Source organism: Virgibacillus tibetensis, from assembly GCF_036026595.1.
Classification (GTDB): domain Bacteria; phylum Bacillota; class Bacilli; order Bacillales; family Amphibacillaceae; genus Virgibacillus_P; species Virgibacillus_P tibetensis.
This window is the reverse complement of record NZ_JARZFX010000005.1, coordinates 1-25,148: the sequence shown is the minus strand read 5'-3', so window position 1 is coordinate 25,148 and position 25,148 is coordinate 1. Positions and strand designations below refer to the sequence as shown.

Annotated in this window: 29 protein-coding genes; 15 read left to right on the top strand and 14 right to left on the bottom strand. The window is 37.2% G+C overall.

Going from position 1 to position 25,148, the window contains the following annotated elements:
* Positions 1–2: 2 nt before the first annotated feature.
* A complete protein-coding gene (locus tag QGM71_RS11615; RefSeq protein WP_327607722.1) occupies positions 3–704 on the top strand; it encodes a hypothetical protein in 702 nt (233 codons plus the stop codon).
* A 237-nt stretch (positions 705–941) separates the two neighbouring features.
* Here the strand turns inward: QGM71_RS11615 and QGM71_RS11610 are convergent, their stop codons facing one another.
* The 8 genes from QGM71_RS11610 to QGM71_RS11575 all read right to left on the bottom strand — a co-directional run bounded on the left by QGM71_RS11610 (position 942) and on the right by QGM71_RS11575 (position 7,067).
* Entirely contained in the window at positions 942–1,718 is a 777-nt protein-coding gene (locus QGM71_RS11610; RefSeq protein ID WP_327607721.1) for an ABC transporter permease, read from the bottom strand.
* The gene (locus tag QGM71_RS11605) at positions 1,718–2,626 is read right to left on the bottom strand and encodes an ABC transporter ATP-binding protein (protein ID WP_327607720.1); all 909 of its coding nucleotides are present in this window, start codon (positions 2,624–2,626) and stop codon (positions 1,718–1,720) included. Before QGM71_RS11605 ends, QGM71_RS11610 begins: the two co-directional genes overlap by 1 nt.
* Positions 2,627–2,830, bottom strand: a complete 204-nt coding sequence (locus tag QGM71_RS11600) for a PLD nuclease N-terminal domain-containing protein (RefSeq protein WP_327607719.1) — start codon at positions 2,828–2,830, stop codon at positions 2,627–2,629.
* 43 nt (positions 2,831–2,873) lie between these two features.
* Positions 2,874–3,983 (bottom strand): DUF1648 domain-containing protein, encoded by a 1,110-nt coding sequence (locus tag QGM71_RS11595; RefSeq protein ID WP_327607718.1) that lies wholly within the window; start codon positions 3,981–3,983, stop codon positions 2,874–2,876.
* Positions 3,984–4,379: a GntR family transcriptional regulator gene (locus QGM71_RS11590; RefSeq protein WP_327607717.1), complete on the bottom strand. Its 396-nt coding sequence runs from the start codon at positions 4,377–4,379 to the stop codon at positions 3,984–3,986. It lies immediately after the preceding gene.
* Positions 4,380–5,121: 742 nt separating this feature from the next.
* Positions 5,122–5,253 carry a YfhE family protein gene (locus QGM71_RS11585; RefSeq protein ID WP_327607716.1) on the bottom strand — a complete coding sequence of 44 codons (132 nt, stop codon included), beginning with the start codon at positions 5,251–5,253 and terminating at the stop codon, positions 5,122–5,124.
* Between the two features lie 54 nt (positions 5,254–5,307).
* Positions 5,308–5,865, bottom strand: coding sequence for a GNAT family N-acetyltransferase (locus QGM71_RS11580; RefSeq protein WP_327607715.1), 558 nt, complete (start codon positions 5,863–5,865; stop codon positions 5,308–5,310).
* A gap of 305 nt (positions 5,866–6,170) precedes the next feature.
* A complete protein-coding gene (locus QGM71_RS11575) occupies positions 6,171–7,067 on the bottom strand; it encodes a TIGR01777 family oxidoreductase (protein ID WP_327607714.1) in 897 nt (298 codons plus the stop codon).
* A 124-nt stretch (positions 7,068–7,191) separates the two neighbouring features.
* Between QGM71_RS11575 and recX the strand changes: the two genes are divergently transcribed.
* A complete protein-coding gene (gene recX / locus QGM71_RS11570) occupies positions 7,192–8,004 on the top strand; it encodes a recombination regulator RecX (protein ID WP_327607713.1) in 813 nt (270 codons plus the stop codon).
* 76 nt (positions 8,005–8,080) lie between these two features.
* The gene (locus QGM71_RS11565) at positions 8,081–8,422 is read left to right on the top strand and encodes a YfhH family protein (protein ID WP_327607712.1); all 342 of its coding nucleotides are present in this window, start codon (positions 8,081–8,083) and stop codon (positions 8,420–8,422) included.
* Between the two features lie 33 nt (positions 8,423–8,455).
* Here QGM71_RS11565 and QGM71_RS11560 read toward each other — a convergent pair whose 3' ends face one another.
* Positions 8,456–9,442: a metal-dependent hydrolase gene (locus QGM71_RS11560; protein ID WP_327607711.1), complete on the bottom strand. Its 987-nt coding sequence runs from the start codon at positions 9,440–9,442 to the stop codon at positions 8,456–8,458.
* Between the two features lie 112 nt (positions 9,443–9,554).
* Here QGM71_RS11560 and mutY point away from each other — a divergent pair, with 112 nt between their 5' ends.
* Positions 9,555–10,625: an A/G-specific adenine glycosylase gene (gene mutY / locus QGM71_RS11555; RefSeq protein WP_407703026.1), complete on the top strand. Its 1,071-nt coding sequence runs from the start codon at positions 9,555–9,557 to the stop codon at positions 10,623–10,625.
* Between the two features lie 74 nt (positions 10,626–10,699).
* Here the strand turns inward: mutY and QGM71_RS11550 are convergent, their stop codons facing one another.
* A complete protein-coding gene (locus QGM71_RS11550) occupies positions 10,700–10,870 on the bottom strand; it encodes a hypothetical protein (RefSeq protein WP_327607709.1) in 171 nt (56 codons plus the stop codon).
* A gap of 172 nt (positions 10,871–11,042) precedes the next feature.
* On the opposite strand from QGM71_RS11550, the gene QGM71_RS11545 reads away from it, so the two are divergent.
* The 3 genes from QGM71_RS11545 (at position 11,043) to QGM71_RS11535 (ending at position 13,811) form a co-directional block, all read left to right on the top strand.
* Positions 11,043–11,225, top strand: a complete 183-nt coding sequence (locus QGM71_RS11545; protein WP_327607708.1) for a gamma-type small acid-soluble spore protein — start codon at positions 11,043–11,045, stop codon at positions 11,223–11,225.
* Positions 11,226–11,418: 193 nt separating this feature from the next.
* The gene (gene ntdP / locus QGM71_RS11540) at positions 11,419–11,946 is read left to right on the top strand and encodes a nucleoside tri-diphosphate phosphatase (protein WP_327607707.1); all 528 of its coding nucleotides are present in this window, start codon (positions 11,419–11,421) and stop codon (positions 11,944–11,946) included.
* Positions 11,947–12,062: 116 nt separating this feature from the next.
* On the top strand, positions 12,063–13,811 hold the full coding sequence (locus QGM71_RS11535) for an ABC transporter ATP-binding protein (RefSeq protein ID WP_327607706.1): 1,749 nt from the start codon (positions 12,063–12,065) through the stop codon (positions 13,809–13,811).
* Positions 13,812–14,689: 878 nt separating this feature from the next.
* On the opposite strand, the gene QGM71_RS11530 is transcribed toward QGM71_RS11535, so the two are convergent.
* The gene (locus QGM71_RS11530; protein WP_327607705.1) at positions 14,690–15,991 is read right to left on the bottom strand and encodes a glutamate-1-semialdehyde 2,1-aminomutase; all 1,302 of its coding nucleotides are present in this window, start codon (positions 15,989–15,991) and stop codon (positions 14,690–14,692) included.
* A gap of 205 nt (positions 15,992–16,196) precedes the next feature.
* Between QGM71_RS11530 and QGM71_RS11525 the strand changes: the two genes are divergently transcribed.
* The 7 genes from QGM71_RS11525 (at position 16,197) to perR (ending at position 20,467) form a co-directional block, all read left to right on the top strand.
* Positions 16,197–16,364, top strand: coding sequence for a hypothetical protein (locus QGM71_RS11525; protein WP_327607704.1), 168 nt, complete (start codon positions 16,197–16,199; stop codon positions 16,362–16,364).
* Positions 16,365–16,474: 110 nt separating this feature from the next.
* On the top strand, positions 16,475–16,906 hold the full coding sequence (locus tag QGM71_RS11520) for a potassium channel family protein (protein ID WP_327607703.1): 432 nt from the start codon (positions 16,475–16,477) through the stop codon (positions 16,904–16,906).
* Between the two features lie 55 nt (positions 16,907–16,961).
* On the top strand, positions 16,962–17,429 hold the full coding sequence (gene bcp / locus QGM71_RS11515; RefSeq protein WP_327607702.1) for a thioredoxin-dependent thiol peroxidase: 468 nt from the start codon (positions 16,962–16,964) through the stop codon (positions 17,427–17,429).
* A gap of 117 nt (positions 17,430–17,546) precedes the next feature.
* A complete protein-coding gene (locus QGM71_RS11510) occupies positions 17,547–18,275 on the top strand; it encodes a sugar transferase (protein WP_327607701.1) in 729 nt (242 codons plus the stop codon).
* A gap of 71 nt (positions 18,276–18,346) precedes the next feature.
* The gene (locus QGM71_RS11505) at positions 18,347–19,294 is read left to right on the top strand and encodes a D-2-hydroxyacid dehydrogenase (RefSeq protein ID WP_327607700.1); all 948 of its coding nucleotides are present in this window, start codon (positions 18,347–18,349) and stop codon (positions 19,292–19,294) included.
* Positions 19,295–19,296: 2 nt separating this feature from the next.
* Positions 19,297–19,848, top strand: coding sequence for a cob(I)yrinic acid a,c-diamide adenosyltransferase (locus QGM71_RS11500; RefSeq protein ID WP_327607699.1), 552 nt, complete (start codon positions 19,297–19,299; stop codon positions 19,846–19,848).
* 169 nt (positions 19,849–20,017) lie between these two features.
* Positions 20,018–20,467, top strand: a complete 450-nt coding sequence (gene perR, locus QGM71_RS11495; RefSeq protein ID WP_327607698.1) for a peroxide-responsive transcriptional repressor PerR — start codon at positions 20,018–20,020, stop codon at positions 20,465–20,467.
* A gap of 235 nt (positions 20,468–20,702) precedes the next feature.
* Here perR and pabB read toward each other — a convergent pair whose 3' ends face one another.
* From pabB to QGM71_RS11480, 3 genes are all read right to left on the bottom strand, one after another.
* Entirely contained in the window at positions 20,703–22,439 is a 1,737-nt protein-coding gene (gene pabB, locus QGM71_RS11490) for an aminodeoxychorismate synthase component I (protein WP_327607697.1), read from the bottom strand.
* Positions 22,417–23,016, bottom strand: a complete 600-nt coding sequence (locus tag QGM71_RS11485) for an anthranilate synthase component II (RefSeq protein WP_327607696.1) — start codon at positions 23,014–23,016, stop codon at positions 22,417–22,419. Before QGM71_RS11485 ends, pabB begins: the two co-directional genes overlap by 23 nt.
* Positions 23,017–23,212: 196 nt before the next feature.
* On the bottom strand, positions 23,213–23,596 hold the full coding sequence (locus QGM71_RS11480) for a YgzB family protein (protein WP_327607695.1): 384 nt from the start codon (positions 23,594–23,596) through the stop codon (positions 23,213–23,215).
* A 144-nt stretch (positions 23,597–23,740) separates the two neighbouring features.
* Here QGM71_RS11480 and QGM71_RS11475 point away from each other — a divergent pair, with 144 nt between their 5' ends.
* Complete coding sequence (locus tag QGM71_RS11475; protein ID WP_327607694.1) at positions 23,741–24,610, top strand: nucleotidyltransferase-like protein; 870 nt, start codon at positions 23,741–23,743, stop codon at positions 24,608–24,610.
* Positions 24,611–25,148: the final 538 nt, after the last annotated feature.

Here is a 25,148-nt window from a genome sequence, read left to right as displayed (position 1 = left end):
CTATGGGGAGACAAATACAAGGTTTACTCTATTTCTTTATAAATGATATCCGCTATTCGCTAATCATATTCTGGACGATATTATTAAGCGTTTTGATAGTTTCATTGGCATTTGCTTACTTTTTAATCACGGTCGAAAACGGTGTTATGGCATTTAGTTTAACAGGACCAATATACATTTATTGTGCTATATTTGGATTTCTGACCGTGAAAGAAGCGGTTCCTTTCTCACTTAAAATGGGTGCAACCAGAAAGAACCTGTTTATCAGTCTGGGTATTTTCTTTCTCGCACTTTCTTTTGCGAAGGCTGTTGTCGGAAGTATCCTTCAGGAAATAATTGAAGGATTTGCAGTAGGAGTAGGTATTAGCACTTTTTCCTTTTTGCATTTGGCTTATTTTACAACGGACACGTGGTACACACGAATACTCATTGACACGTCGATCATATTTTTCTTTCTGGCATTTATGTTTATGATTGGATTACTGTTTTATAAGTATGGGATTGCAGGTGGCGGTATTGTTCTAGGAATACTTGTAATTGCATTGCTTGTGGGCATTGCTAAAGGATGGGTTTTTGACTTCTTTACGAAATTACTTGTTACATTTAATCTTGGATTTTTCTTTCAACTGCTGGCAGTTGGAATTCTAATCTACGCTGTTTCTTATGTTTTTCTGAAGCGAATAACCGTAGTTAAAGTGAAATAGTATAGTTTGTAAAATAGATGGAGTTTGGGACAAAAGAGGAATTATTCAGGAAAATCCGAACATTAACGCCTGAGCAAATGTAGCGCTTCGGCAAAATACTTCGCTTTTTAGTGGGCACGGCTTCAGCTCGTGCTGTTCCCACAGGAGTCTGCGTATTTTGCCTACGCTAAGTTCCGATTGTTCGGATTCTCATTCTTCCCATTTAGTTATGTCCCTTCCTCTATCTATCAGATGCATTTAGTTTGATAATTCTTTGGTTTTAAATAGTGAAATAGCACTAATTAAAAGTAAAATAATAAACACTATAGATACCACTGCTGTAGCTATCAATTCGAAAGAAATACTTCCGGTAATGAGCATGTCATGAATATAACTAGATAAGTGGTTTGGACTCCATTCTAGTATATGTCCGAAAATCTGAGTTACAACACTCATAGCCATAATAGTAATCACGGTTATAAATGCAACCAGACCCGGTGTTCTAAATAAGGTGTTATAAAATATGGACAATGTAACAACCAGTGTAAGCCATAGACCATAAAACAGAACAATTTGAAGTAGTGACAGAAATGATAGATCACCGAATAAAATATTGATATAATACCAGCTTGCGAACATTCCAAGCAATAATGCACTCCAGACCAGTAAGACGAGTGCTGCCCACTTAGCTGTAATATAATTGCGGTAAGAGACTGGCTTTACAAGAACTAACTCCATAACTCCACTTTTTCGTTCACCAGCAATGGTACCCATAGACATCAAAACAATGACCAGCACACCAAGACTGCTAAATTGACTTAAACTCATCATAACGACTTCTGGTGGGGCAAATTCGGGAAGCTCGAGCACCGTTCCGTCTGGGAACCCTCCAGTTGATTCGATTATTTGTGGTAAATAATAGTTGGTAATAGGATCAATAACTGCGATAAGAATTAAGACTAATGGTACCCAGATCCATTTTTTATTCCGCCAGTTTTCCAGCATTTCCTTTTTAAAAAGTGTCAGCCATTGCATTAGTTATTCACCACCTTCATAAACATATCTTCCAGGGATGCGCGGTTTAGTGTGAAATCCGTTATTGGCCAATTCTCAACAGCAGCAGCCTGAAGTATTTCCTTACGTGCCTGGGTGATATCGGCTGCTGTAACATGCAGCTTACCGCGTTCAATATTAGTGGATGTTATGGCAGGCATAGTATCGATTTTATCTTTGTAGTACTCCAGGTTATTTTGGAATACCAGCTCAATCTTTGCAGTTTGGTATTTTCGACGTAGCTTATCCATCGTTCCAGCTTCGACAATTTCCCCATCACGTAAAAGCAGTAATTCATCGCTTACTTCATCGGCGTCACTTAAGATATGGGTAGAAAAGAGAATCGTCATCTCTTTTTTCAATTCTTCCATTAATATCAAAACCTCACGACGGCCAATCGGGTCAAGAGATGAAACAGGCTCATCCAGCATTAGCAGCTTTGGTTTATGAATAATGGCCTGTGCGATACCTAGACGTTGCTTCATTCCGCCAGAATATTTTCCGATACGTTTGTTCTTTGCTTCAGCAATACCTACCCTCTCCAACAAATATTCTGCACGCTTATTAGCTTCCTCCTTTGTTAGAAAAGCCAGCTGAGCGCTGTAGACTAAAAATTCCTTCCCAGTCATCCAAGAATAAAATACAGGATGTTGTGGCAAATAACCAATGAGTAATCGTATATCAGCTTGTTGTTTCATTTCAGTGAATGTGACTTTTCCTGAACTAGGCTTCAATAGTCCTGCCAATGTTCTTAATATAGTTGTTTTTCCAGCGCCATTTGGACCAATTAAAGAGATGCATTTGCCGGATGTGAATTCAAAACTGATATTTTTAACGGCAGAAACACCGTCGTATTCCTTCGAAAGGTTTGTGACTTTGAGTATTGTCATTTAACGATTACTCCTTCCGAAGATGAAATAAAGGATCGGTCCAAGAATATTAACGAACACGATGATAAAGAACCACATCCATTTAGGTCCATTAAACCTCTCGGCCTTGGCCCAGTCGATTAATGCAACAATAAGTAAAATACCCTGGATTATAATAAAGGGCGCGATAACAGCCCAGTTGATTGCTTCAAACAATTCCAACATTTTATATTCCCCCCAAACTGTATTAAAAAAATTAATAGGTAAGCTAAGCCCCTAATAAAACTGGAATCCCGACAGCGATTAAAATAATTGCCAAAAAGATAATCCACGCCAGTGGTCGAGCCAAATTAATTGTCCAACCTACTCCAAACCGCTTTTCAAGGAATAGGGCTGGGTCATTTTTATTAAAATAAAATTGTCCAAGCTTCCAAAATTTATCATCATCATAATCCATTATATCGCCGGTTTCTCCGGAGTCGCTATTCACGCGGCTTCCTCCTTGTCCAGTCGTAAAAGAAAGTACAACTGCACTTATCGTAATGCCGATACTTAGAACAAGCGGTATAACAATAAGCAATTGGTGATTAATTGGGAAAATAAAAGACAATTGGATAATTGCAAACATGATTACTAATGCTGTTCCTGAAATAATAATGAAAGCAGACCATCTACGTCTGAAAATTACGTTTTTGCGCAGGGACTCTTCCGGATTACGCGCATTAATTTGCTGTTTTGCTTTGGTAATTGTTGAATTAATAAACAAGAAAAGTAAGGTTAAATACAGTTGCTGGATTGGCATGACTAGTACTGTGCGATACGATTTATCAACCCAGTTTGTAATATAGCCTGTAAAGTTATATTGCATAGGTATTTGATCAGGGATTTGATTGTATAACCGGAATGTCAGCGCGATGGTTGCGAAAGCAATAGCAAATGACAGGATAAACCAAGCATTTGAATACGAGAGCTTTTGATCTCGAAAACGTGTATTGATAAATACTTGTTGTGATCTCTCAGCCATCCAGTTTTCCTTCTTTTTGAGGATCTTCATTTCACGGTGGAATTTCAGATAGACTAGAAAACTGCTAATCATATAAATTATTACTGTACTACCTAAAATTAAGCTGAATCCAGTGTCATTATCACCTGTAAAAGCACTTAGTGCTATGAAAAGAGCAATTACTGAAACACTTAAAATACCTGTGATTAATGTATACCTTTTACGCATGTCTGTCAGTCTGGGAGTGTTATAAATCTCCTCTGGTATGGTTACGCCGAAGCTTTCTGTTTTCCTTGTCCAGTAGGGGATAAACATTAATGAAATAAAAGCAGGAATTAGAATAACTACAATTAAAATAACTATAATACTATTCATTTAAACGTCACCAGTTTCCTCTTTAAATTCATGAAATAATTGACTGCAAAGCTGTAAGAATTCCTCCTCCGTGACACTGCGGCAGACGGATTCGGATATTAAGGGGTGTAATTTCTCTTTGAGCACACTCTTATATACTTTATCTGCCTTTGGTATGCCATCCGGGTGAACAACAACCCCTTTTTGACGGTGAATAAGTATGAAACCATCTTGTTTGAGCTGCTGGTATGCTTTGTTAACTGTATGAAGATTAATACCAATATCCGCAGCCAATGACCTTACTGAAGGGAGTGCATCACCGGGCTGTAATTTCTTTTTTGCAACCCCTTCAATTATTTGATGTATCAATTGTACGTAAATAGGTTCTTTAGATTCAAAATCCAAGTTTATAAACACATCTAATTAAACGCTCCTTTTCATCATGTGCTATCTGTTATAGTTAGAGTATAACAGATAGCACATGATGTCAATGACTTGTTTTGTTTGACTAAGTGGAAAGACTATTAAAAAGCAATTACATAAATAGCTCACTGTTGATTTTGTATAAAAATATCAAGCTGATTGTCAATCTAGTTACCCACAGGTTTATTAACAATCATTTTTATATAAACAGGGGATTCATGAGAGTAATCCACATTATCCACAAAGTTATGAACAAAATTCTGTGTATAAAACACACCTGATATAACAGGATTTTTACTAGTTACTAACAATTTGTGGATGACTGTGGATAAGTTGTGAGGAAAAAGCCTCTTGTTGACAATCGTACTGCGGTGTCTCACTGATGCAACGGTCATGTCAAAACGTTCGAATCGCAGACGTACCAGATAAGACGGTTTTGACGCCCAAAGAGTCGAACGCTGAATGGAACCCGGTGAACACGAAATAAAGTCGAACAAGCGCTGGATAAATTGGTGCGACCGCGGGATTAAGCAAGCCAACCGCTGAAATAAGTGGAGCAATCGCTGTATGAAAGGCAGAGGCAGCGGTCATGATTGGAAGGTTTTCATGCCCTTCACATGATTATTTTTTCCTTCGTTTATACAACATGAATTAGAAAAGCCTAAATCAAAATGCGATTTAGGCAGCTAATTTATACTATTTCATTTGTTTCCCACAATATCGGAACACCCACGGTTTAGCCTCGATTTCCTTTTTGAGACAATTGATTATAAACACGATCTGCATGCTTGAACTCCTTTTGATAAAGTACCTCTTGGGTTTTCGATAAAAACTTTTCACTTTGATTTAATTTGGACTTTTGTTTCATAGAGATCATCCCTCTCTTTGCTATAGGATACCCCCTTAACGCTTTAACTATACATTAACTAACTTCATCTTCCGCTGCTGCAGGATTAATAGTTGTAAATTGCTGGTAAGATACATAATGATCCTTTGAAATAACGAAAAGATCGTATACCTCATCATTCGCATTAATTTTTTGATAAACTCCAGAATATGTTGAGTTTCCAAGTGCAGCATAAGGTAATTTTAATACAGCTTTTAATGAACGCATATTTGTCTTTCTTACCTTCATAAAAATGCCTTCAATATTATAATTGAAAAAAACCTCATTAAAAAATTCCTCTTTAGCGGGGGTGTTATATCCCTTTCCGAAATAAGGCTGACCGATCCAGGTAGCTAGAAAACCGTAATTTTCATTAATATCGAATAAATTAATTGTGCCAATTGGATGGTAGTATTCATCTACAATCGTACGGGAAATCAGTTCTCCCTTTTCCTCCGCCTCAATTGTTTGTTTTGTAAGGAAATAAAACTCATCACTTGTAGCGGCTTTCTGTCTGATATAAGGGAAGACTTCCGGGTGTACCATCAGGTCGAAAAGGACAGGAACTTCATATAAATCACGTGTTTTTAACATAAAAATACCCTCCTGATTTCCAGGTGGGTATCCTAAATATCCATTGAAAGGAAATCTAGTGTGCAAGGACCCACCCTCGAATTTTTAGTTAGCGTTCAACAAAAATTCGGGGTGGGAATCGAACCCACTAGAACCAGCTCATACTGGTGGCGCACCATTTGCCTTCCCTATTTAATTCTTTGTCTTTCATTTGAAGCTGGTCATTTCATCTCTTTCGGTTTGAATTCACTTGATTTTATTTACTATTATTTTACACAAATATCATTCAAAATGGAATCATTTTTCAAAAAAATTTTCGAAAATTTTTATGCTTTTTGCTGCTTAATTTGTCTCAAAGCTTCTTCTAAATTTGGGTAGGAGAATTGAAAATTATTATCAAGGGCTTTCTTCGGTAATACGTATTGACCTTTCGTTATTAGTGTACTCATTTCTCCAGTTGTAAGGCGTATAAGGGGGGCTGGTGCTGTGAACCAGTGCGGACGCTTTAACACCTTTGCTAGTGCTTTTGTAAAATCTTTATTCCGTTTCGGATGGGGGGCTGTTACATTAACAGGTCCGTCAATATTTCGGTTATATAAGCAAAATTGAATAAGATTGACTACATCTTCTATATGTATCCAAGACATCCACTGTTCCCCATTACCAATTTTTCCGCCAGCAAACATTTTCACTGGGATACTCATATAAGGAAGCGCACCTTCTTCACCCAAAATGACACCGAACCTTGTGAAGACCGTACGAACACCTATGTCTTCTGCAAGTTTTGCTGTTTTTTCCCATTTAATTGATACTTTGGCTAAAAAGTCTTCACCTGGCTCTTCTGTTGCTTCAGTATAGATTAAATCATTGGAAATACCATAATAACCAACTGCTGAACCACTGATGAAGACTTCTGGTTTTGTATTCATATTTGTCATCATGTCAACCAGTTTTTCTGTTATTTCAATTCTGCTGGCTAGTATGGATTCTTTTTTCTTTTCAGACCAATAACCAAATAACGATTCACCTGCCAGATTGATGACACCATGAATTATAGGTAGCTCTTCAACAGGGTATTCATAACTAATGAATGTAGTGTTCTCTGTGTTATGATAGTTACTTGGAGATCTTGTGAGTATGTATGTGTGGTGCCTCTTTTCATGTAATGAAGTGGCAAGATGCTTTCCTACGAATCCAGTTCCACCAGTAATTAAGATATTCATGTAAATCCACCTGCCCAGTCTATATAATTTATCTTACTTTATTATATGCAATTAGTTGATTCTTACGGCAGTGTCCAGGCAATTTTATTCATGTTAAAATGAAAAGGGAAAGGGGTGAGAAACAATGAGAAAGATTACCCGGATCACTACCCAAAAGAAAAGTAAGAATCGATACAATATCTTTTTAAGTGAAGGCCAAGATGAAGTTTATGGCTTTAGTGTAGATGAAGCAATATTAATTGAATATAAGCTTCGAAAAGACCTTGAATTGGATGATTCAATGATCGATACACTTGTTAAAAAAGATACAGTACATAAGTCATATACCCAAGCTATCAACTTTTTAAGCTACAGAATGCGTACAAAAAAGGAGATTCTGGATTATCTAGTTAAAAAAGAAGTCGATTCAGAGCATATTAAAGTAGTTATCGAGAAACTTAACAAAGAAAAATTAATTGATGATAAAGAGTTTGCGGACATGTTTGTCCGTACGAGAATAAATACAACAATCAAAGGTCCGTCACTTATAAAAAAAGAACTTATTGAAAAAGGAGTCTCAGGATCTATAGCCAGTGAGGCAGTAGAGCAGTTTACTTATGAGATTCAATATGAAAAGATATTGAAGTGGATAGAGAAAAAGGTGAATACGAAGAAAAATGATTCGTTTCAGAAGCAAGTACAGCAGCTCCAAGTTACATTAATGCAAAAAGGTTTTACACACGATGTAATTAAAGATGCTTTGGCTGATATAAATGAAGAAAAAGATGATGATAATGAATGGAATGCACTTGTTTACCAGGGTGAAAAGTTATTCCGTAAATACCAACCAAAAATGAGTGGATATAAATTACATAATAAGATGAAGGAGTCTCTTTATACAAAAGGGTTTGCAATGGATATGATTAATCGTTTTCTAGAGGAGAACCTGGAAGAGTAAACTTCATCGATTGACCATTGACTGAAATAGTTATGTAAGGTTGCTATATATGATCTTTTGAAAGGGGTAATAAAGAATGAATAACAATAATTACAGGTACAGTGATTACTCATTGGAGCAGTTACGCGCAGAAATCGGGAAATTAAAAGAGAAAGCGCAAAAAGCAGAGCAGCTGGGTAATGTTTCGGAGGTTGCAGTGAATGAACGCAAAATGCAGGTAGCAGTAGCATACACGATGAATCCGGAAGATTTCTCAGCAAATACGGTTTATAATATGAGTACAGACCCGGGTCATAAATACAAAGTTAACTATATAAACGGTGTATTTGCTTGGGGCCATCGAATAAATCTTTTAGGTGAGATCTATGAAAAGGAAGAAGCTATTCCCATTTCCTTGCTTGGAGATAAAGCTGAATAACTGATAAAACAGCAGGTGAAGTAACCTGCTGTTTTAAATGGGGCTGTCCCCAACGAATAGTTTGCTCTGTAGTTTCTGTTCGGAAAAGATCCAACCGGTATAGGAAGTCTTAATTCGCATATTATCATCAATCTGCACCACTGCAACGAAAGGGTAGTAGCCTTTTGTCCTGTAACGCAGGTCAATAAAGCGGACTTCGGTAAAGTCATCAAATTCATTTATTTCCCACCGATAAACAGGTGAGAATGATAAAAAGGCAGAAATATTTTTATCTTCTTTAGCAATCTCCATCACATTTGAATCAGGAAGCGGAAGTTTTTTATATTCATCTACAATTTCAATATGACCATTTTCTACAGATCCAACATAAAAGTTATTTTTAGTTGTTATTGCAACACGCCAATAATTTTGTTTTATAGTAGGTGATGTTGCGACATATTCGGTTGCTGGCAGATAGTCGTGTATTTTATTAACTATTTCTCTTTTTTCATTGTAACGCTTAATATAATACAATAGAATCACGGCATAGATAATTAACCATGTATAACCAGGGTGTGCTCCTAGCACCCATGCTCCTATACCTGCAACGTGCAACAGGAAAATATAGGGATCAAATGTATTGATAAACCCATGGGCTATCCATTTATTTGAAAATGGGCGATAGGCTTGTGTACCGTAAGCGTTAAATAGATCGACAAATACGTGAAGGATCACCGCTAAAAATGTCCAAAGCCACAGATGCAGAAAGCTAACATGTGGGACGAACATATAAATGATACTTGAAACTAGAATCCCCCATATTACAATAGCTGGAAGGGAATGAGATGCCCCACGGTGATGTCGTATATAAGTAGCATTATTTTTAAGTTTAAATACTGTATCAAAATCAGGCGCATGAGAACCAACAATGGTTCCAACTAATATAGCATTAAATAGTGTAGGATCATTATGCACAACAGGATCTAAAGTAGCTAGTCCTCCTAGTGCAACCCCCATTACAATGTGGGTACCTGTATCCATAACTAGAGGGCCTCCTTGGACGTGACGTTTAATTTAATGGTAAATTTAACTGAAGTTTGAGTCAAAAGAGTACTTGACTCGTTTATTGTAACATATAGGATGTGATTAGTTGATAAAAAAAAACGCACAATATATAGACAAAGGAAGTTTTCAACAAGATTTACTCGGTTGGTACCATGCCAATAAGCGTGACTTACCATGGCGTAAAGATCAAGACCCCTACAAGGTCTGGGTTTCAGAAATTATGCTGCAGCAAACGAAAGTAGATACCGTTATTCCTTATTTCTACCGTTTTATTGAAAAGTTCCCTACCATACATGCATTAGCCGCTGCAGAACAACAAGATGTTTTAAAAGCCTGGGAAGGCTTAGGTTACTATTCCCGTGCAAGGAATTTGCAAAACGCTGTTAAAGAGGTTGTTTCTTCATATGGCGGAGAAGTCCCGCGCAATCCTGATGAATTGGGGGCATTAAAAGGCGTAGGGCCATATACGAAAGGTGCTATTCTTTCCATTGCATATAACCAGCCTGAACCTGCAGTAGATGGAAATGTCATGCGTGTTTTTTCGCGTGTACTTAAAGTAGAAGAAGATATAGCTCTGCAAAAAACAAAAAAACTATTTGAATCACACGTTCGCGAACTTATATATGAAGATGATCCTTCTTCTTTTAATCAGGCAGTAATGGAGCTGGGTGCATTAATTTGTACTCCGAAGTCCCCATCCTGCATGATTTGTCCTGTGCAGATACATTGTTCCGCGTTTAAAGCAGGGATACAAGAGGATCTTCCTGTTAAGACAAAAGCTAAAAAACAAAGAATAATTCCCTATATAATATTATTAGTTCGAAACAGTAAGAATGAATATATAATAGAGAAAAGGGCAGAAAACGGGCTGCTGGCTAATCTGTGGCAATTCCTCATGGTACCTATTAATGAAATAGGCTGGGATCACCTGGAGAATTGGGTCTACAGTGAATATGGATTAAAAGTCAAAATAGGAACTAAAAAGGGGAAATTAAAGCATGTGTTTTCTCACCTTATTTGGCAACTTGATATTTATGAAGCAGCAACAGAACAAGAACAACTACCTGATGACCGGTTGCTCTTTGTTGAAAAGGGAAATTTAGAGTCATTTCCATTTCCGGTTTCCCATCAGAAAATGATGAAATACCTTGGTGAATAATATCAGCTCGAAGAAGGTTTCCGTTGAGGGAGCCTTCTTCTTTAGTCCGGGGTTTATTAAAAAGGGTACATTGATTAATCTCTGTTTTGCATCTCTTTGTTAATTTCATGCAAAATGGTGAGACCTTCAGGATTCACATAGGGTAACAGCTGGGATAAAGCATGCTGAAAATATCTTAGTTCATTATCATTCCATCTCGTTTTACTCATCATGGATAGTTCTGTAAAATCTCTTTCCTGTTCCATCTAAAACCAGCCTCCATAGCAGAAGTAATTCAAAACTTTTTCATAATGTATGTAGTTATCTATATATTATTCCCGTATGGAATATTTTACCTGATTAAGTTAAATTTAACTACTTTTATTTTGGATAGCAATTTTATAAATGGTTAAATTAATTATTGCGGAGGTGATACTGATGGCTAATAACCAAAACCCAAACCAAAACAAGACGGCTTCTGGTACAAATGTTCAACATGTAAAGAAACAGAACCAAAAAGCTGCTCAAGGACAAGGTCAGTTCGGTACTGAATTTGCATCTGAAACAAATGCACAAGAAGTAAGAAAGCAAAATCAACAGTCTCAGCAAAAGAAAAAGTAATTACCTACCCCCATTTATTTTTAAGATTAAAAAGAGTTTCCTTTCTTCAAGGGAACTCTTTTTTTATATGTACGAAAAATATGCAACGATTCTCCTAATCAGACATAATACTTTATATTTCATAATGTTGGGATTATAATGTAAGCATGATCAGTAACGTAACGGATATAATTTGTAAAGAAAGGAAGATAAGATGGGGGCTCCGAGGCCGGGTTCAAAAATTCAAATACAAAGCTATAAGCACAATGGACAACTCCATCGGGTTTGGGAGAACAGTCTTGTGTTAAAAGGATCAGATTCGATTGTTATCGGGGCGAATGACAAAACACTAGTAGTAGAAAGCGATGGACGATCATGGGTAACAAGAGAACCGGCAATATGTTATTTTCATGCTCAATATTGGTTCAATATAATTGGGATGCTCCGTGATGATGGTATTTACTATTATTGCAACATAAGTTCTCCATTTGTTTATGATGGAGAGGCATTGAAATATATAGATTACGACTTAGACGTAAAGGTATACCCTGATATGACGTATGATTTATTGGATGAAGATGAGTATGATGAACACCGCAAGCTAATGAATTACCCTGAAGGTCTTGATCGCATATTACACAATAACATTGAGTATTTGTTAAGGTGGGTACGACAAAAAAAAGGCCCATTCTCCCCTGAATTTGTTGATCAGTGGTATGAACGATATCTGACTTATCGATAAAATATTCATAAACCCTTGTTACAGATTGTAGCAAGGTTTTTCTATTCACAAGAAGATAATACCCGTTACGGGTAAGGTTTTACTGAATAAAGAGAGTGACATGAGGAAGGTTTTTTATGAGCAGTATAAAACAATATATGAAATTTGTAAAGCCATATTGGTGGAAGATAGTACTCACGGTACTAGTCGGTATTTTAAAGTTTGGAATACCGTTATTAATGCCATTAATTTTAAAATATGTGATTGATGACATAATTGATGCAGAAGGAATGACGAAAGACGAAAGAGTTTCTCAGTTACTCTGGCTTATGGGAATCTCATTTCTTATATTCCTGGTACTGCGCCCACCTATAGAATATGTTCGACAATACTTAGCACAGTGGGTAGGCAACAAAATCCTTTATGATATAAGGGATAGGTTATTTGATCATATACAACGTTTGAGCCTGAATTTCTATTCTAAGACAAAAACCGGCGAAATTATTTCCCGGGTAATACATGATGTCGAACAAACGAAAACTTTTGTAATAACAGGTCTGATGAATGTATGGCTGGATTTAATGACAATACTTATTGCTGTTATAATTATGCTTACAATGGACGTGTGGCTAACGCTTGTTGCTATTATTCTATTTCCTTTGTATGGTTTTTCGGTTAAGTATTTTTATGCGAAATTACGACAATTAACGAGAGACAGGTCACAGGCACTGGCTGAAGTTCAGGGACATTTGCATGAACGTGTGCAGGGGGTTCCTGTAACAAGAAGCTTTGCACTGGAAGACTATGAGCAGGATCAGTTCAAGGTAAGAAATAATAAATTCCTTGATAAAGCACTGGATCACACAAGCTGGAATGCCAAAACTTTTGCAGTAACGAACACAATTACTGACTTAGCTCCTTTATTAGTAATTGCCTTTGCAGGATACCAAGTAATTAATGGTAATCTTACGCTAGGGACAATGATGGCATTTGTAGCTTATATGGAAAGGGTTTATAGTCCATTACGCCGTCTTATAAACTCATCTACAGTGCTGGTTCAATCCATAGCCTCTATTGATCGGGTATTTGAATTTTTAAATGAAAAATACGATATTGTTGATAAAGAAAATTCTAAAGAGCTAAATCGAGTAGATGGATATGTTGAAATTGAGAATGTATCCTTTACGTATAATGAAGAAGAAAATGATGTTTTAAAAAATGTTAATTTAAGAGTCGATCGCGGTGAAACTATCGCATTTGTCGGTATGAGCGGAGGAGGGAAATCCACCTTAATCAGTTTAATACCTCGTTTTTATGATGTTACCAGTGGTGCGATTAAAGTCGACGGTATCGATATACGGGATGTGAAATCACGATCACTGCGGAATAATATTGGTATGGTCCTTCAAGATAATACACTGTTCAGCGAATCAATTGCTATGAATATCAGAATGGGTAATCCAGAGGCAACGGATGAGGAAGTAGTGGCGGCAGCTAAAGCAGCAAATGCTCATGAATTTATTGAAAGCTTAACACATGGCTACAATACACTTGTAGGCGAGCGTGGTGTAAAACTGTCTGGTGGGCAGAAGCAACGAGTAGCCATTGCACGTGTATTCTTGAAAAACCCTCCTATATTAATTTTTGATGAGGCAACTTCAGCGTTAGATTTAGAAAGTGAACATACTATTCAAGAAGCGCTTGAAAAGTTAGCTTCTGAGCGAACAACGTTTATCGTAGCTCACCGTTTATCAACGATTACGCATGCAGACAGAATTGTACTCATTGAAAATGGGGAAATTCAAGAAGTGGGAACTCATGATGAGTTGATGCAGTTAAAAGGAAACTACTATGATTTGTATCAGGTTCAGTTTTCGGATGAATAGATGGACAAACTTAATATTAGTTCTCACAGTTGATATAAAAGACGAAGTAACTTGTTACTGACATAACTCCGCTCCGGAAATACACTTCGCTTTCCGCGGGCGGCTGGTGAGCCTCCTCGTGCTATCGCACTGTGGGGTCTCACCTATGCCTTTCCTCCCGCAGGAGTCTTCGTGTTTTCCCTCCGCTAAGCATTGTGCAATGTTATAAAAAATTCACTTAATGCTTTATAAATTTCGCTGTGGACAGCCGACTCTTGCGGAAAGCAACAAAGCTTTTCGGTGGGGCGAACCAAAGGTGCAGTCCCAAAGCTTTTCGGTGGGGCGAACCAAAGGTGCAGTCCCAAAGCTTTTTGGTGGGACGATTAATCCCAGTCCCTGCTGAAGACCTCACAGTAAAACTCGACAATATTAAATTGCACGAAGAAAATGCGGATGTATTTTGAGGAATGTTGCATTCCCGCAGCTAAAAATTTTAGGAAACCTCTATCAGCGGAGGCAGAATACGCAGACTCCTATGGGAACAGCACGTGTCCGAAGACCCCGGAAGAAGCGTTCTTTGCTTCTGAGGAGGCTAAGGCCGTGCCCATGGAAAGCGAAGTGTTCTGCTGAAGCGAATTGAAGCACTCTACCATCATCAGAAAGAGAAAAAGTGTCATGAAAGAGAATTTTCATTACTTCGTCTTTTATATATTATGTGTCAAAAACAACAACTATTTTCGATGGGATGGGAGTAACATAACTGCAGCCCAAAACTTTTAGAAAATAGTCAAATAAACTAACAGAAAAGCTCCCCCATCAGATTATTGGTGGAGGAGCTTTTCCCTGTTTACTAAAAGGATACACCCTTCTAGATAAAGGGTATATTCTATCCTAAATATTTACTGGATATTAGCCATTATTGAGAAAGCATGACCAACAGCATCAATGGTTTCGTCAATATCTTTTTCTGTGTGCTCTGTTGTTAAGAACCAGGCTTCGTATTTTGATGGTGCCAGATTCACACCCTGCTCAAGCATCAGTTTGAAGAATCTCGCAAAAGCTTCTCCATCACTTGCCTCAGCTTGGTCATAATTAGTTACCTTTTCTTCACTACCAAAGTAAACGGTCAATGCCCCCCGCAGGCGGTTTACAGTTAGTGTAACACTGTGCTTTTGCGCTTGATTAAGAATTCCTTCTTCTAGGAGAGCACCCAACTTATCAAGCTTTTCATATATACCTTTCTCCTGCAATACTTCCAAGCATGCAATTCCTGAAGCCATGGAAGCGGGATTTCCGGCCATGGTGCCTGCTTGATATGCAGGTCCAAGTGGTGCAACCTGCTCCATGATGTCTTTACGACCACCATATGCTCCGATTGGTAAGCCGCCCCCAATAATCTTACCCATTGCTGTCATATCAGGCTCGATACCATATAACTGCTGTGCACTTCCATATGTAAATCGGAATGCAGTAATTACTTCATCATAGATTACTAAAGCCCCTGCCTTATGAGTTGAGTCGTTCACAGTCTGTAAAAATCCTTCGTGAGGTTCAACTATACCGAAGTTTCCCACGATCGGTTCTACAAGTACGGCTGCTATCTGATCGCCCCAGTGATCCAGAGCTTCTTGAAATGCCTCCAAATCATTGAATGGTACAGTAATTATGTCCTCTGCAACAGAGCGGGGGATGCCAGCTGAATCAGGTGTACCTAATGTGGCAGGACCTGAACCAGCTTGTACTAATACTGCATCAAAATGTCCGTGGTAACATCCAGCAAATTTAATAACTTTGGTGCGGTCCGTGTATGCTCTGGCAACACGAATGGTAGTCATTACAGCTTCTGTTCCTGAGTTTACAAAACGGACTTTTTCTAAAGAAGGAATGGCATCCTTTAACATTTTGGCAAACGTATTCTCATATTGAGTAGGTGTTCCATATAAGACGCCAGTAGTTGCAGCATGAGCAATAGCCTTTGCTATATGTGGGTGTGCATGTCCTGTTATAATGGGACCATATGCTGCAAGATAATCAATATATTTATTTCCATCAACATCCCAGAAGTAAGCACCTTGACCTCTCTCCATATATACTGGTGATCCTCCACCAACAGCTTTATAGGCACGGGATGGGGAATTGACCCCGCCAACAATATGCTTTAATGCTTCCTTGTGTAATGCTTCTGATTTCGTAAATTTCATAATACTTTTCCTCCTCTAAATTACATAACCTTCTTTATTTCAGCTGCAAAGATATTACGGATAATGATATAGTTTGCAAAATGTACAATAAGGTAAAACGTGAATACATATATACTAAGGTAATAAAACGGATGAAGTAAGCATGCTTTGTAGCGATTTAAATAAAAACTAACATGAACTACTACCGCTAAGAAAGGTATAAAGAATGGAAGACCCAGTTGCTCATAAAGAAGAGCACACTAATAAATATACCAAAAAAGAACGAGTAAGACATAGTATCCATCATTACAATATAAACAACAACTATTTCGGTGGGGAGAAACCGCAACATGCTTCACTTACATACCGCTATGCTTTTGTGCCAACTATTTAAAGGTACAGGTACATTCCAAATCTTATAGAAAAAAGACAGATAAATAAATGACAAGCTTAAAACTTATTAAGCATAGGTATAGTATATCGACTTAAATAGAAGGGGATCGTATGAATACTATACCTTGGATTTTCCTTATTGTTATTTGTCTCATCGTATTAAAAAGTCTCACCTCATTTGTTCAAGGTGGAAAGGTTCGCATGGGGATGAGGGACAGCCGCTTTTCGAGGGAGCTTTTTTATGCGTTATTAATCATATACAGTACAGTCATCATAGGCTTTGGTCTCATTTATTTTATCCTTTCTTTTCATGGTGTTATTTTGATGGAGTATGGTGAGCTGCGCCAGGTTAATGTATTAGGCTCTATGATTCATTCCATGTATTTCAGCGGGGTTACGATATTGACAATTGGTTATGGGGATATTACCCCAATTGGAATTGGGCGTTTTATCGCATTGATAGAAGCCTTGATTGGATATATTTTGCCTACTGCATTTGTATTACGTCTTGTTCAGTCTCAGCAGCGGAGTGAGAATCAATGAATCGTTATTTTTTTTCTGTTATAGTAAATATAGAAATTGTTTGGAGGGGTTCATTATGACAGTAGAAGCAGGAAAGAAAATAGAAGACTTTACATTACCTAATCAGCATGGAGAGCAGGTTAGCCTGTCGGACTTTAAAGGCAAGCATGTTGTATTATATTTCTACCCAAAAGACATGACACCAGGATGTACAACTCAAGCGTGTGATTTCCGCGATATGCATGAGAGCTTCGGAGAACTTGACGCAGTGATAATTGGTATAAGTCCCGACCCGGTAGAACGCCACCAGAAGTTTATAGATAAACATGATTTACCATTTTTATTACTGGCAGATACAGAGCATAAAGTTGCAGAAGATTTTGGTGTCTGGAAGTTGAAGAAAAACTTTGGTAAAGAATATTATGGAATTGAGCGCTCTACGTTTATCATTGATAAAGAAGGTAAACTGCAAAAGGAATATCGTAAAGTACAAGTAAAAGGTCACGTGGAAGAAGCATTGAAGTTCATCCGTGAAAATGAATAAAACGAACTGGACAGTCCTGTAAAATAAGGGGCTGTCTTTTTTTCTGTACTATAGCATAACTTTCTGGAATAGATTGTAATAGAGCACTCTATTCTATTGAAAAGTGAGGTGTGTTATATGGCGATACAGGGAAATGTGAGAACCAGAACAAATACCAGAACAAATACCAGAACAAATACCAGAACAAATACCAGAAAAGATACCAGAATATTTTCATCAGTCCCCACGAAAAGATATATGGTAGTGAAGCGATTAATGGATATCGTTATTAGTTCTACGTTACTTTGCTTACTATCACCTCTAATTATATTTATCTCCTATAGAATATATAAAAAGGAAGGAAGGCCCATTTTTTGTCAGGACTGGTTTTTGGGAAAGAATAATCAAAAATTTTTGCTGTGGCGTTTTCGTACTATGGCGAAACCTTCACGTGTTATCCGCGCATTACCACCATACCCATACCCATTGCCAGATTCCTGGAAATATGGAATGCCAAATGAGTTCACTTCTGAGCAGGATTCTTCCATCACCCTGACACTAACAGGTGAATGGTTAAAAAGATACAGATTGCATAGGATTCCACAGTTATGGAATATACTTAAAGGGGAAATGAGTATCATAGGCCCAGAAGTTGGAATAGAGAAAGGCGATTATTGTGATATCTACCAAATGAATCGTTTAAAATTAAGACCAGGTTTATTCGGATATGCCCAGCTTACTAAAGAATCAGAGAAAGCCCAGTGGGAAAAAACAAAGCTAGATCTGCACTATGTTACTAACTGCTCGCTACGTGAGGATTTAAGAATTATTATTAAAACACTCAATAATATCAGGAAAGATTCTTGATGGAACTTCCTTTCTATTCATATGAAAAACGTTTACTATATGAATAGAAGGTAAATAGGGAGGTAGAGCACATGATACTTTTTTCCGCCAAAGTTTCTAAGAAGCATCATGCCGGTTTAATGGAAAATTACCCCGGACAATCATTTATATTTTGTAAAAACATGAATGAAGCAAAGGGGCATTTGCATAAAGCAGAAATTCTGGTTACATATGGGGAAGACCTCAACGAAGAGTTACTAGAGATGGCACCACGCTTAAAGTGGATTATGGTCTTATCAGCGGGGATGGACCAAATGCCATTTAAAGAAATTGAGAAAAAAAGCATACTTGTAACCAATGCTCGTGGGATCCACAAGATTCCAATGGCTGAATATGCCATCTCTATGCTGTTGCAGGTCTATCGCCAAGCCAAGGTTTTAATTCAAAAAGAAAAAGAGCATATATGGGAGCGTTCTGTTCCAATGCAGGAAATGAATGGGAAAACATTACTTGTTGCAGGAACCGGAGCGATCGGTCAGGAAGTCGCACGGCTGGCAAAGGCATTTCAAATGAATACATTAGGTATTTCGAGGAGCGGGAAGTCTGTTGAGCACTTCGATGAAACCTATAAAACCAGTGAATTAATAGGACTGCTGCCACGAGTAGACATGGTTGTATCCGTTCTCCCAAGTACGGAGGAAACGAAGGGTCTTTTTACTTATGACCATTTTCAAAGACTGCCAAATCACGCAGTTTTTCTCAACATGGGACGAGGAGATGTAACTCGCAGTGATGATTTGTTAAGGGCGATACGAGAACAGGAGATTGCGCATGCTGTCCTGGATGTGTTTGAAGAAGAGCCATTACCAGCAGATCATGTTTTTTGGGACAAAGAAAACATCACCGTTACACCACATCTTTCAGGAATTTCAAGATTGTATCAAACACGGGCATTAGATATTTTTCAAAGGAATCTGCAAGTTTACCTGGATGGTAAAACAGAATTGGTTAATAAAATCGATGTAGCGAGGGGTTATTAAATATGCGAATCTATACGAGATCAGGGGATAAAGGGCAAACTTCTTTAATTTACGGACAACGTGTATCAAAGAATGATTTACGCGTTGAAGCTTACGGTACGTGTGATGAAGCAAATTCGATGATTGGGCTAGCATTGAGTTTTCTGGAAAAAAATGAATTTGATGGGAAGAAAGCATTTGTGGAGAAGATGCATCGTGTTCAAACCATTTTATTTCACGTAGGTGCTGAACTTGCCACGCCAACAGATAAAGAAGTAACCTGGAAGTTAAAAAAGGACCACATTCAGGAACTGGAGGATCAAATCGATGAATGGGATTCCCAGTTGAATCCGTTAAAGAATTTCATTCTGCCTTCAGGCCATAGCACATCAAGTGCTTTGCATTCAGCTCGCACAGTAGCCAGACGTGCTGAGCGTACAGCAGTAGGTCTCTCCGAAGTGAACGTACTTGTAGTTTCATATTTAAATCGATTATCTGATTTTCTGTTTGTGGCTGCACGCTACGTGAATCAACAATTGGGTGGGGAAGAGCGCCCGTTAATAGCTGATATTTAACCAAGCAGGTGTCTCTTTAACGGGACATCTATTTGTTTCTTCTCTAATTAGTTATATTAAAGTAAGGGTATTAATATACTTGTATTGACAGGTTGCCATGAAAGAGCGTAAACTAATTATAAAGATTATAAACTAATAATAGGATTAGAATATAGCGAAAGTGAGGTGGATGACGGTGTCTGAAAAACGATTAAGTAAAGCGATTGATACATTAAAGGAATCAGGCGTCCGAATTACTCCACAAAGACATGCGGTTCTCGAATATCTTCTAACTACAATGAATCATCCGACAGCTGATGATATTTATAAAGCTTTAGAGGGAAAGTTTCCGAATATGAGTGTTGCTACTGTTTATAATAATCTGCGCGTCTTGCGGGAAATTGGGCTTGTTCGTGAACTTACTTATGGAGATGCCTCAAGCAGATTTGATTGTAACACGACAGAACATTATCACATGATATGTGACTCATGCGGTAAAATAGTTGACTTTCACTACCCGTCGTTAGAAGAGGTAGAATCATTAGCTGAGCAGGTAACAGGATTTGAAGTTAGTCATCACCGTTTAGAACTTTATGGTAAGTGTGAAGACTGTCAAAAAGTAGAAACGAAAAAACATTAATAGTATAAAATGGTCAAATTGAGCGTCTATCACTAGTTGCTACGCAATTTGAAGAAGGCTTCTGCCTCCAAATGATAAAAATCCAATTGCTTCAAAAGCAGCTGGATTTTTATATTTTTAGATTGAGGAAGAAGTTTTCTAGCATTTCCATGCTATTTATTCAGTCCTTCTAAGTATTCTACAAGTGCAGGGCTTAACGAGTTAAAATTATCGATACTATTATGTACGTGCTCCTTTATATAAAGTGTACAGGTACCCATTTTCTAACACTGTTTATTAGCCAAATGTTTGAGCATATTGCAAGCTCCTCCATCCTTATAATTCTTTCTGTGATTATACCATCGTTTAAGAGTACTTCCCGATAGGTACCTGGTAATAAACCACATGTAACAGGAGGGGTGTATAAATTCCCGTCCAACTCCACTACTACATTTCCAATGGTAAACTCTGTTACTTCACGGTTTTCGTTCCATAATAATACATCGGTGACATCTGGATGCTGATCGGATATACTTTGGTAGGTGGTGCGGTTCGTTGTTTTATGGTAAAGAAACAGATTATTTTTATCTATTGGTACACCGGATAATTTTACTGGCTGTGAGGTAAGAAAAGGTGAAATTTCTTTTTCTTCTATTATAATGCTGCCATCCTTTTCTAGCAGCAGACGTAATTTCCAGTGGTTTGCAGGATTTTTTCTTTCATAGGATAGTAGCTTGCTTTTTATTAAATCAAGATCCAGTCTATAATGAAAATACTCAGCAGACTGTTTTAAGCGTTCCAAGTGTTCATTCAGTACAAGAAGTTCTCCGTCAACTAAACCAATCGTCTCAAGAAGTTGAAAATTTTCATTATTTACCTGCAACACCTTTGCTTTTGTTATAACCTCTTCGTATTCTTCCTTTTCAGTAGAATCCCATGTAATACCCCCGCCAACACCATACTGTGCTTTGTTCGTATGGTTATCGATTAATACGGTACGGATTGGTACATTAAATACAGCTTCTTGCTCAGGAGTTATAAACCCAATCGTGCCACAGTATACTTCACGTGGAGCAGGTTCTAATTCTTTTATAATTTTCATTGTACTGATCTTTGGAGCACCAGTTATTGACCCACAAGGAAACAATGCTTTAAAAATGTCTGTTAGATCTTTTTGGGGTGAAATTTCAGCAGTTACAGTTGAAGTCATTTGAAAGACAGTAGGGTATGCTTCAATTGTAAACAGTTCTGGAACCTTTACGGATCCTGTTTTTGCAATGGTTCCTAAATCGTTCCTTAATAAATCAACAATCATTACATTTTCAGCTCTGTTTTTTTCGGAATGATAGAGCCAATCTGCGTTTTTCTGTTCTTCTTTTGATGTTTCCCCTCTTTCTACAGTCCCTTTCATTGGTTTAGTGGTAATCTTTCCATTTTTTAAATGGAAAAACAATTCTGGAGAAGCAGATAGGATAGTATAGTCGCCTATATCAAGATAAGCACTGTAATTAGCAGCCTGTCTCTTTGCTAATTGCTGAAAATAGGAATACGAGTTACCAAAAAAACGGGAATACATGCGGATGGTGTAATTTACCTGATAGGTATCCCCTTGCTCTATGTACGCTTTAATCTTGCTAATAGATTTGTTATAATTCTTAACGTTTGTTTGAGGAACCCAATCCGTTGTGTGAAAGTCCTCCATATTATCGTTTTTAATTTCTTTATTAATTGGCTTTTCAAATACACCAAACCAAAGAAGTGGCATCTTTTGATGTTCGTTAACTTGAAATGCTTGATCAAAAGCAGGAGCTGCCTCATATGATACATAGCCAGCTGCATAATAACCAGCATTCACAAATTCCTGTACTTTGTTTAATGAAGGAATTACCTCTTCAATTGTGCGAGCAGTAATCACAACATGCGGATTTTCAAAGCACATCGGTTTTTTCGTTCCCTGAACATCAGTATAGTCAAAGTAAAGTGATGGACTCATGCATTGTCTCTCCCTTCCTTTGAAAAAAATTATGTAGAAGCTGTAGACCATCTTCAGTTAATATGGCTTCCGGATGGGCTTGAATCCCTTCAATTGGATATGTTGTATGACGTATTGCCATGATTTCACCATGATCTGTTTCTGCGCTAATCTCTAAGCAGCTTGGTAGGGATAAGCGATTAACTATTAATGAATGGTACCTGGTTACGGCTAGTGGATTCCTTAATGATTGAAACATGCCCTTGCCATTATGATGTATTTGAGACACTTTACCATGCATAGGTTTTACTGACTTTACAATTTCTGCACCAAAGGCCTGAGCAATTAGTTGATGACCCAAACATACACCAAATATAGGTATCTTTTTATGGAAATGCTGAATAATAGTTAATGATAACCCTGCATTATCCGGTTTACCGGGACCAGGTGATAATAATATATGGGAAGGATTCAATTTTTCTATTTCTTCTATTGTAATTTCATCATTTCGTTTAACTAAAACGGCCATATCGAGTTGGTTAATATATTGTACAAGGTTAAATGTAAATGAGTCGAAGTTATCAATAACTAAAATCATATATTTTCTCCTTTAATTTGATCAAGTGCCCATTATATCTAATCTGAATGGAAAAATTCAGCTGGGATACGTGACTGTATGAATTATTATATCAAAATGAGAAGGAATTCGTTGAGAAACTGATATTCTTTCTAGATAAACAAAGCGGGGAGCACGGCTGATACCATAAAAAAACTTGGCATTAGGCCAAGTTTAATTATTTCTTTCTATTTTTTCTTTCTTCTTTATTATATCGTCGTTTATTGTATTTCTCATCAAATTCTTCGCCTTCTAATTTTTTGTCAAGGGTTAATGGCTGTTTACAGTGCATGCATGCATCTACACGGCCAAGCATTTTTGTGGGTTTTTCACAGTTAGGGCAGGTAATAGGTACGGCCTTTGTCGATAACATGCCGATCCATAAGTAAACGACACAACTAAATAGTACGAATAAAACACCAAGTACAAAAAATAACAGCATTAACCATTCAAATTTTCTAGTAAGTAGACCCCCATACATTAAGAGTATTCCTGCGAAGATTAGTAATAAAGCAAAAGTTCTTATTTTATTTATTTTGCTCGAATAGACTAGTTGACTCATCTTGGTCCTCCTTCAATATTACATAGGTAGTATAGCATATTTTAAAGAAAAATTCGTATTTGGAAAAGGATTTTAAGTAAAAACAACGAAATATATAGATAGTATATAAAAATGAAGGATTTGAAAATTGGAGGATACTATGAAATGGAAAGTTTCCTAAGACCTATATATCAAGAACATGCAAGTGACTCAGATACATTGGGCGTATTATTAATGGAGAAGACGGGAAAGAATAGTCCCATTACAGATAACTTTGATGTCATCTTACTTATAATAGTAAGTAAAGCAAATCAATCATGGCATGCTAAACACTATGAGTTTGAAGGAAAGACCGCAGCAATGCACATTGTGATGGAAGAAGTTCTTATGGAATGGATAGATACAAGCGGGTATCGTAGGGCAGTGGAATGGATTATTAACGGGAAGGTGATTTTTGATCGTAATGAATACATTAATACATTAAAAAACGAACTTAGGGACTTTCCGTATGAAAAAAGAAACTTACGCAAAGCAATAGAGTTTGGCAAACTGGTCAAAAGCTATAGCGAAGCAAAAGATCTTTATGAAGCTAATGAGTATAAGGATGCCAATAGTAAAATACTCTATTCACTTCATTATCTGGCAAGATTAGCGGTTATAGAAAAAGGATATTATCCGGAAGTAACTGTTTGGAGACAGGTTAAGAAAATTGATCTGGAAGTCTATAAATTATATGAAGAGTTTATTGAAAGTAATGAAGAAATTAATAAGCGTATACAGTTAATGATTATCGCTATGGATTTTGTGATCAGTAATAGAGCGATGGTATCTGTAGAACATCTATTAGCAATTATGAATACGAAAGATACACCTTGGTCTTATGCAGAAGTGGAAAGTTCTCCGATGATTAGTGCCTATACATTAGATTTAACTGCAATAATCTCCTATCTAGTTGAAAAGGAAATAGTAACAACTGTTAAGCAACCAACAAAGAGTGAAGGTGTTTATCAAAGGAAATACATTGTGAAACAATAGAAGTCATACGGTACATATCAGCTGTAATGTAAGTAATAAGGATAATGCTCCAAACGTTTTATCTTTAGCCAAGACTTTCCCAGGCACCTGCTTGAGCTGATTTAAGCAGAATGCCATGGGGAAGGAATTTGAATAACCACTTATATCCCAGATTATTCAACCTGTTAATGATCGTTATCTAATCTGTTTATAGAGTCTGAGGCTTTTCTACATCAATTTGCTACAAACATATTAACCGTTGACATTGTTATTTGACCATGGTAAAGTTAAATTCGCTGCAAAAATCCATTAGGATGCAGCAACATTCAACAGTAAAAAAGTTATTGACATTATACTAGAAACTATGGTATATTAATTAAGTCGCCAATTTGGGGCAAGCAATTAAACACTTTAAATGAATTAAAAAAAGTGTTGACAAGAAACGTGAAAAAATGTTATGATATAAAAGTTGCTTTAAACGGCAACGATTGAATTTGCTCCTTGAAAACTGAACAAAACAACCAGTATGTTAAGAGAAACATGAATTTGTTTTTCGGAA

What these genes read in the sequence shown, in the direction of transcription:
- QGM71_RS11615 (WP_327607722.1), top strand. Translation starts at nt 3, where the DNA reads ATGGGGAGACAAATACAAGGTTTACTCTATTTCTTTATAAATGATATC.
- QGM71_RS11610 (WP_327607721.1), bottom strand. Translation starts at nt 1,718, where the DNA reads ATGCAATGGCTGACACTTTTTAAAAAGGAAATGCTGGAAAACTGGCGG.
- QGM71_RS11605 (WP_327607720.1), bottom strand. Translation starts at nt 2,626, where the DNA reads ATGACAATACTCAAAGTCACAAACCTTTCGAAGGAATACGACGGTGTT.
- QGM71_RS11600 (WP_327607719.1), bottom strand. Translation starts at nt 2,830, where the DNA reads ATGTTGGAATTGTTTGAAGCAATCAACTGGGCTGTTATCGCGCCCTTT.
- QGM71_RS11595 (WP_327607718.1), bottom strand. Translation starts at nt 3,983, where the DNA reads ATGAATAGTATTATAGTTATTTTAATTGTAGTTATTCTAATTCCTGCT.
- QGM71_RS11585 (WP_327607716.1), bottom strand. Translation starts at nt 5,253, where the DNA reads ATGAAACAAAAGTCCAAATTAAATCAAAGTGAAAAGTTTTTATCGAAA.
- QGM71_RS11580 (WP_327607715.1), bottom strand. Translation starts at nt 5,865, where the DNA reads ATGTTAAAAACACGTGATTTATATGAAGTTCCTGTCCTTTTCGACCTG.
- QGM71_RS11575 (WP_327607714.1), bottom strand. Translation starts at nt 7,067, where the DNA reads ATGAATATCTTAATTACTGGTGGAACTGGATTCGTAGGAAAGCATCTT.
- recX (WP_327607713.1), top strand. Translation starts at nt 7,192, where the DNA reads ATGAGAAAGATTACCCGGATCACTACCCAAAAGAAAAGTAAGAATCGA.
- QGM71_RS11565 (WP_327607712.1), top strand. Translation starts at nt 8,081, where the DNA reads ATGAATAACAATAATTACAGGTACAGTGATTACTCATTGGAGCAGTTA.
- QGM71_RS11560 (WP_327607711.1), bottom strand. Translation starts at nt 9,442, where the DNA reads ATGGATACAGGTACCCACATTGTAATGGGGGTTGCACTAGGAGGACTA.
- QGM71_RS11550 (WP_327607709.1), bottom strand. Translation starts at nt 10,870, where the DNA reads ATGGAACAGGAAAGAGATTTTACAGAACTATCCATGATGAGTAAAACG.
- QGM71_RS11545 (WP_327607708.1), top strand. Translation starts at nt 11,043, where the DNA reads ATGGCTAATAACCAAAACCCAAACCAAAACAAGACGGCTTCTGGTACA.
- ntdP (WP_327607707.1), top strand. Translation starts at nt 11,419, where the DNA reads ATGGGGGCTCCGAGGCCGGGTTCAAAAATTCAAATACAAAGCTATAAG.
- QGM71_RS11535 (WP_327607706.1), top strand. Translation starts at nt 12,063, where the DNA reads ATGAGCAGTATAAAACAATATATGAAATTTGTAAAGCCATATTGGTGG.
- QGM71_RS11530 (WP_327607705.1), bottom strand. Translation starts at nt 15,991, where the DNA reads ATGAAATTTACGAAATCAGAAGCATTACACAAGGAAGCATTAAAGCAT.
- QGM71_RS11525 (WP_327607704.1), top strand. Translation starts at nt 16,197, where the DNA reads ATGGAAGACCCAGTTGCTCATAAAGAAGAGCACACTAATAAATATACC.
- QGM71_RS11520 (WP_327607703.1), top strand. Translation starts at nt 16,475, where the DNA reads ATGAATACTATACCTTGGATTTTCCTTATTGTTATTTGTCTCATCGTA.
- bcp (WP_327607702.1), top strand. Translation starts at nt 16,962, where the DNA reads ATGACAGTAGAAGCAGGAAAGAAAATAGAAGACTTTACATTACCTAAT.
- QGM71_RS11510 (WP_327607701.1), top strand. Translation starts at nt 17,547, where the DNA reads ATGGCGATACAGGGAAATGTGAGAACCAGAACAAATACCAGAACAAAT.
- QGM71_RS11505 (WP_327607700.1), top strand. Translation starts at nt 18,347, where the DNA reads ATGATACTTTTTTCCGCCAAAGTTTCTAAGAAGCATCATGCCGGTTTA.
- QGM71_RS11500 (WP_327607699.1), top strand. Translation starts at nt 19,297, where the DNA reads ATGCGAATCTATACGAGATCAGGGGATAAAGGGCAAACTTCTTTAATT.
- perR (WP_327607698.1), top strand. Translation starts at nt 20,018, where the DNA reads ATGACGGTGTCTGAAAAACGATTAAGTAAAGCGATTGATACATTAAAG.
- pabB (WP_327607697.1), bottom strand. Translation starts at nt 22,439, where the DNA reads ATGAGTCCATCACTTTACTTTGACTATACTGATGTTCAGGGAACGAAA.
- QGM71_RS11485 (WP_327607696.1), bottom strand. Translation starts at nt 23,016, where the DNA reads ATGATTTTAGTTATTGATAACTTCGACTCATTTACATTTAACCTTGTA.
- QGM71_RS11480 (WP_327607695.1), bottom strand. Translation starts at nt 23,596, where the DNA reads ATGAGTCAACTAGTCTATTCGAGCAAAATAAATAAAATAAGAACTTTT.
- QGM71_RS11475 (WP_327607694.1), top strand. Translation starts at nt 23,741, where the DNA reads ATGGAAAGTTTCCTAAGACCTATATATCAAGAACATGCAAGTGACTCA.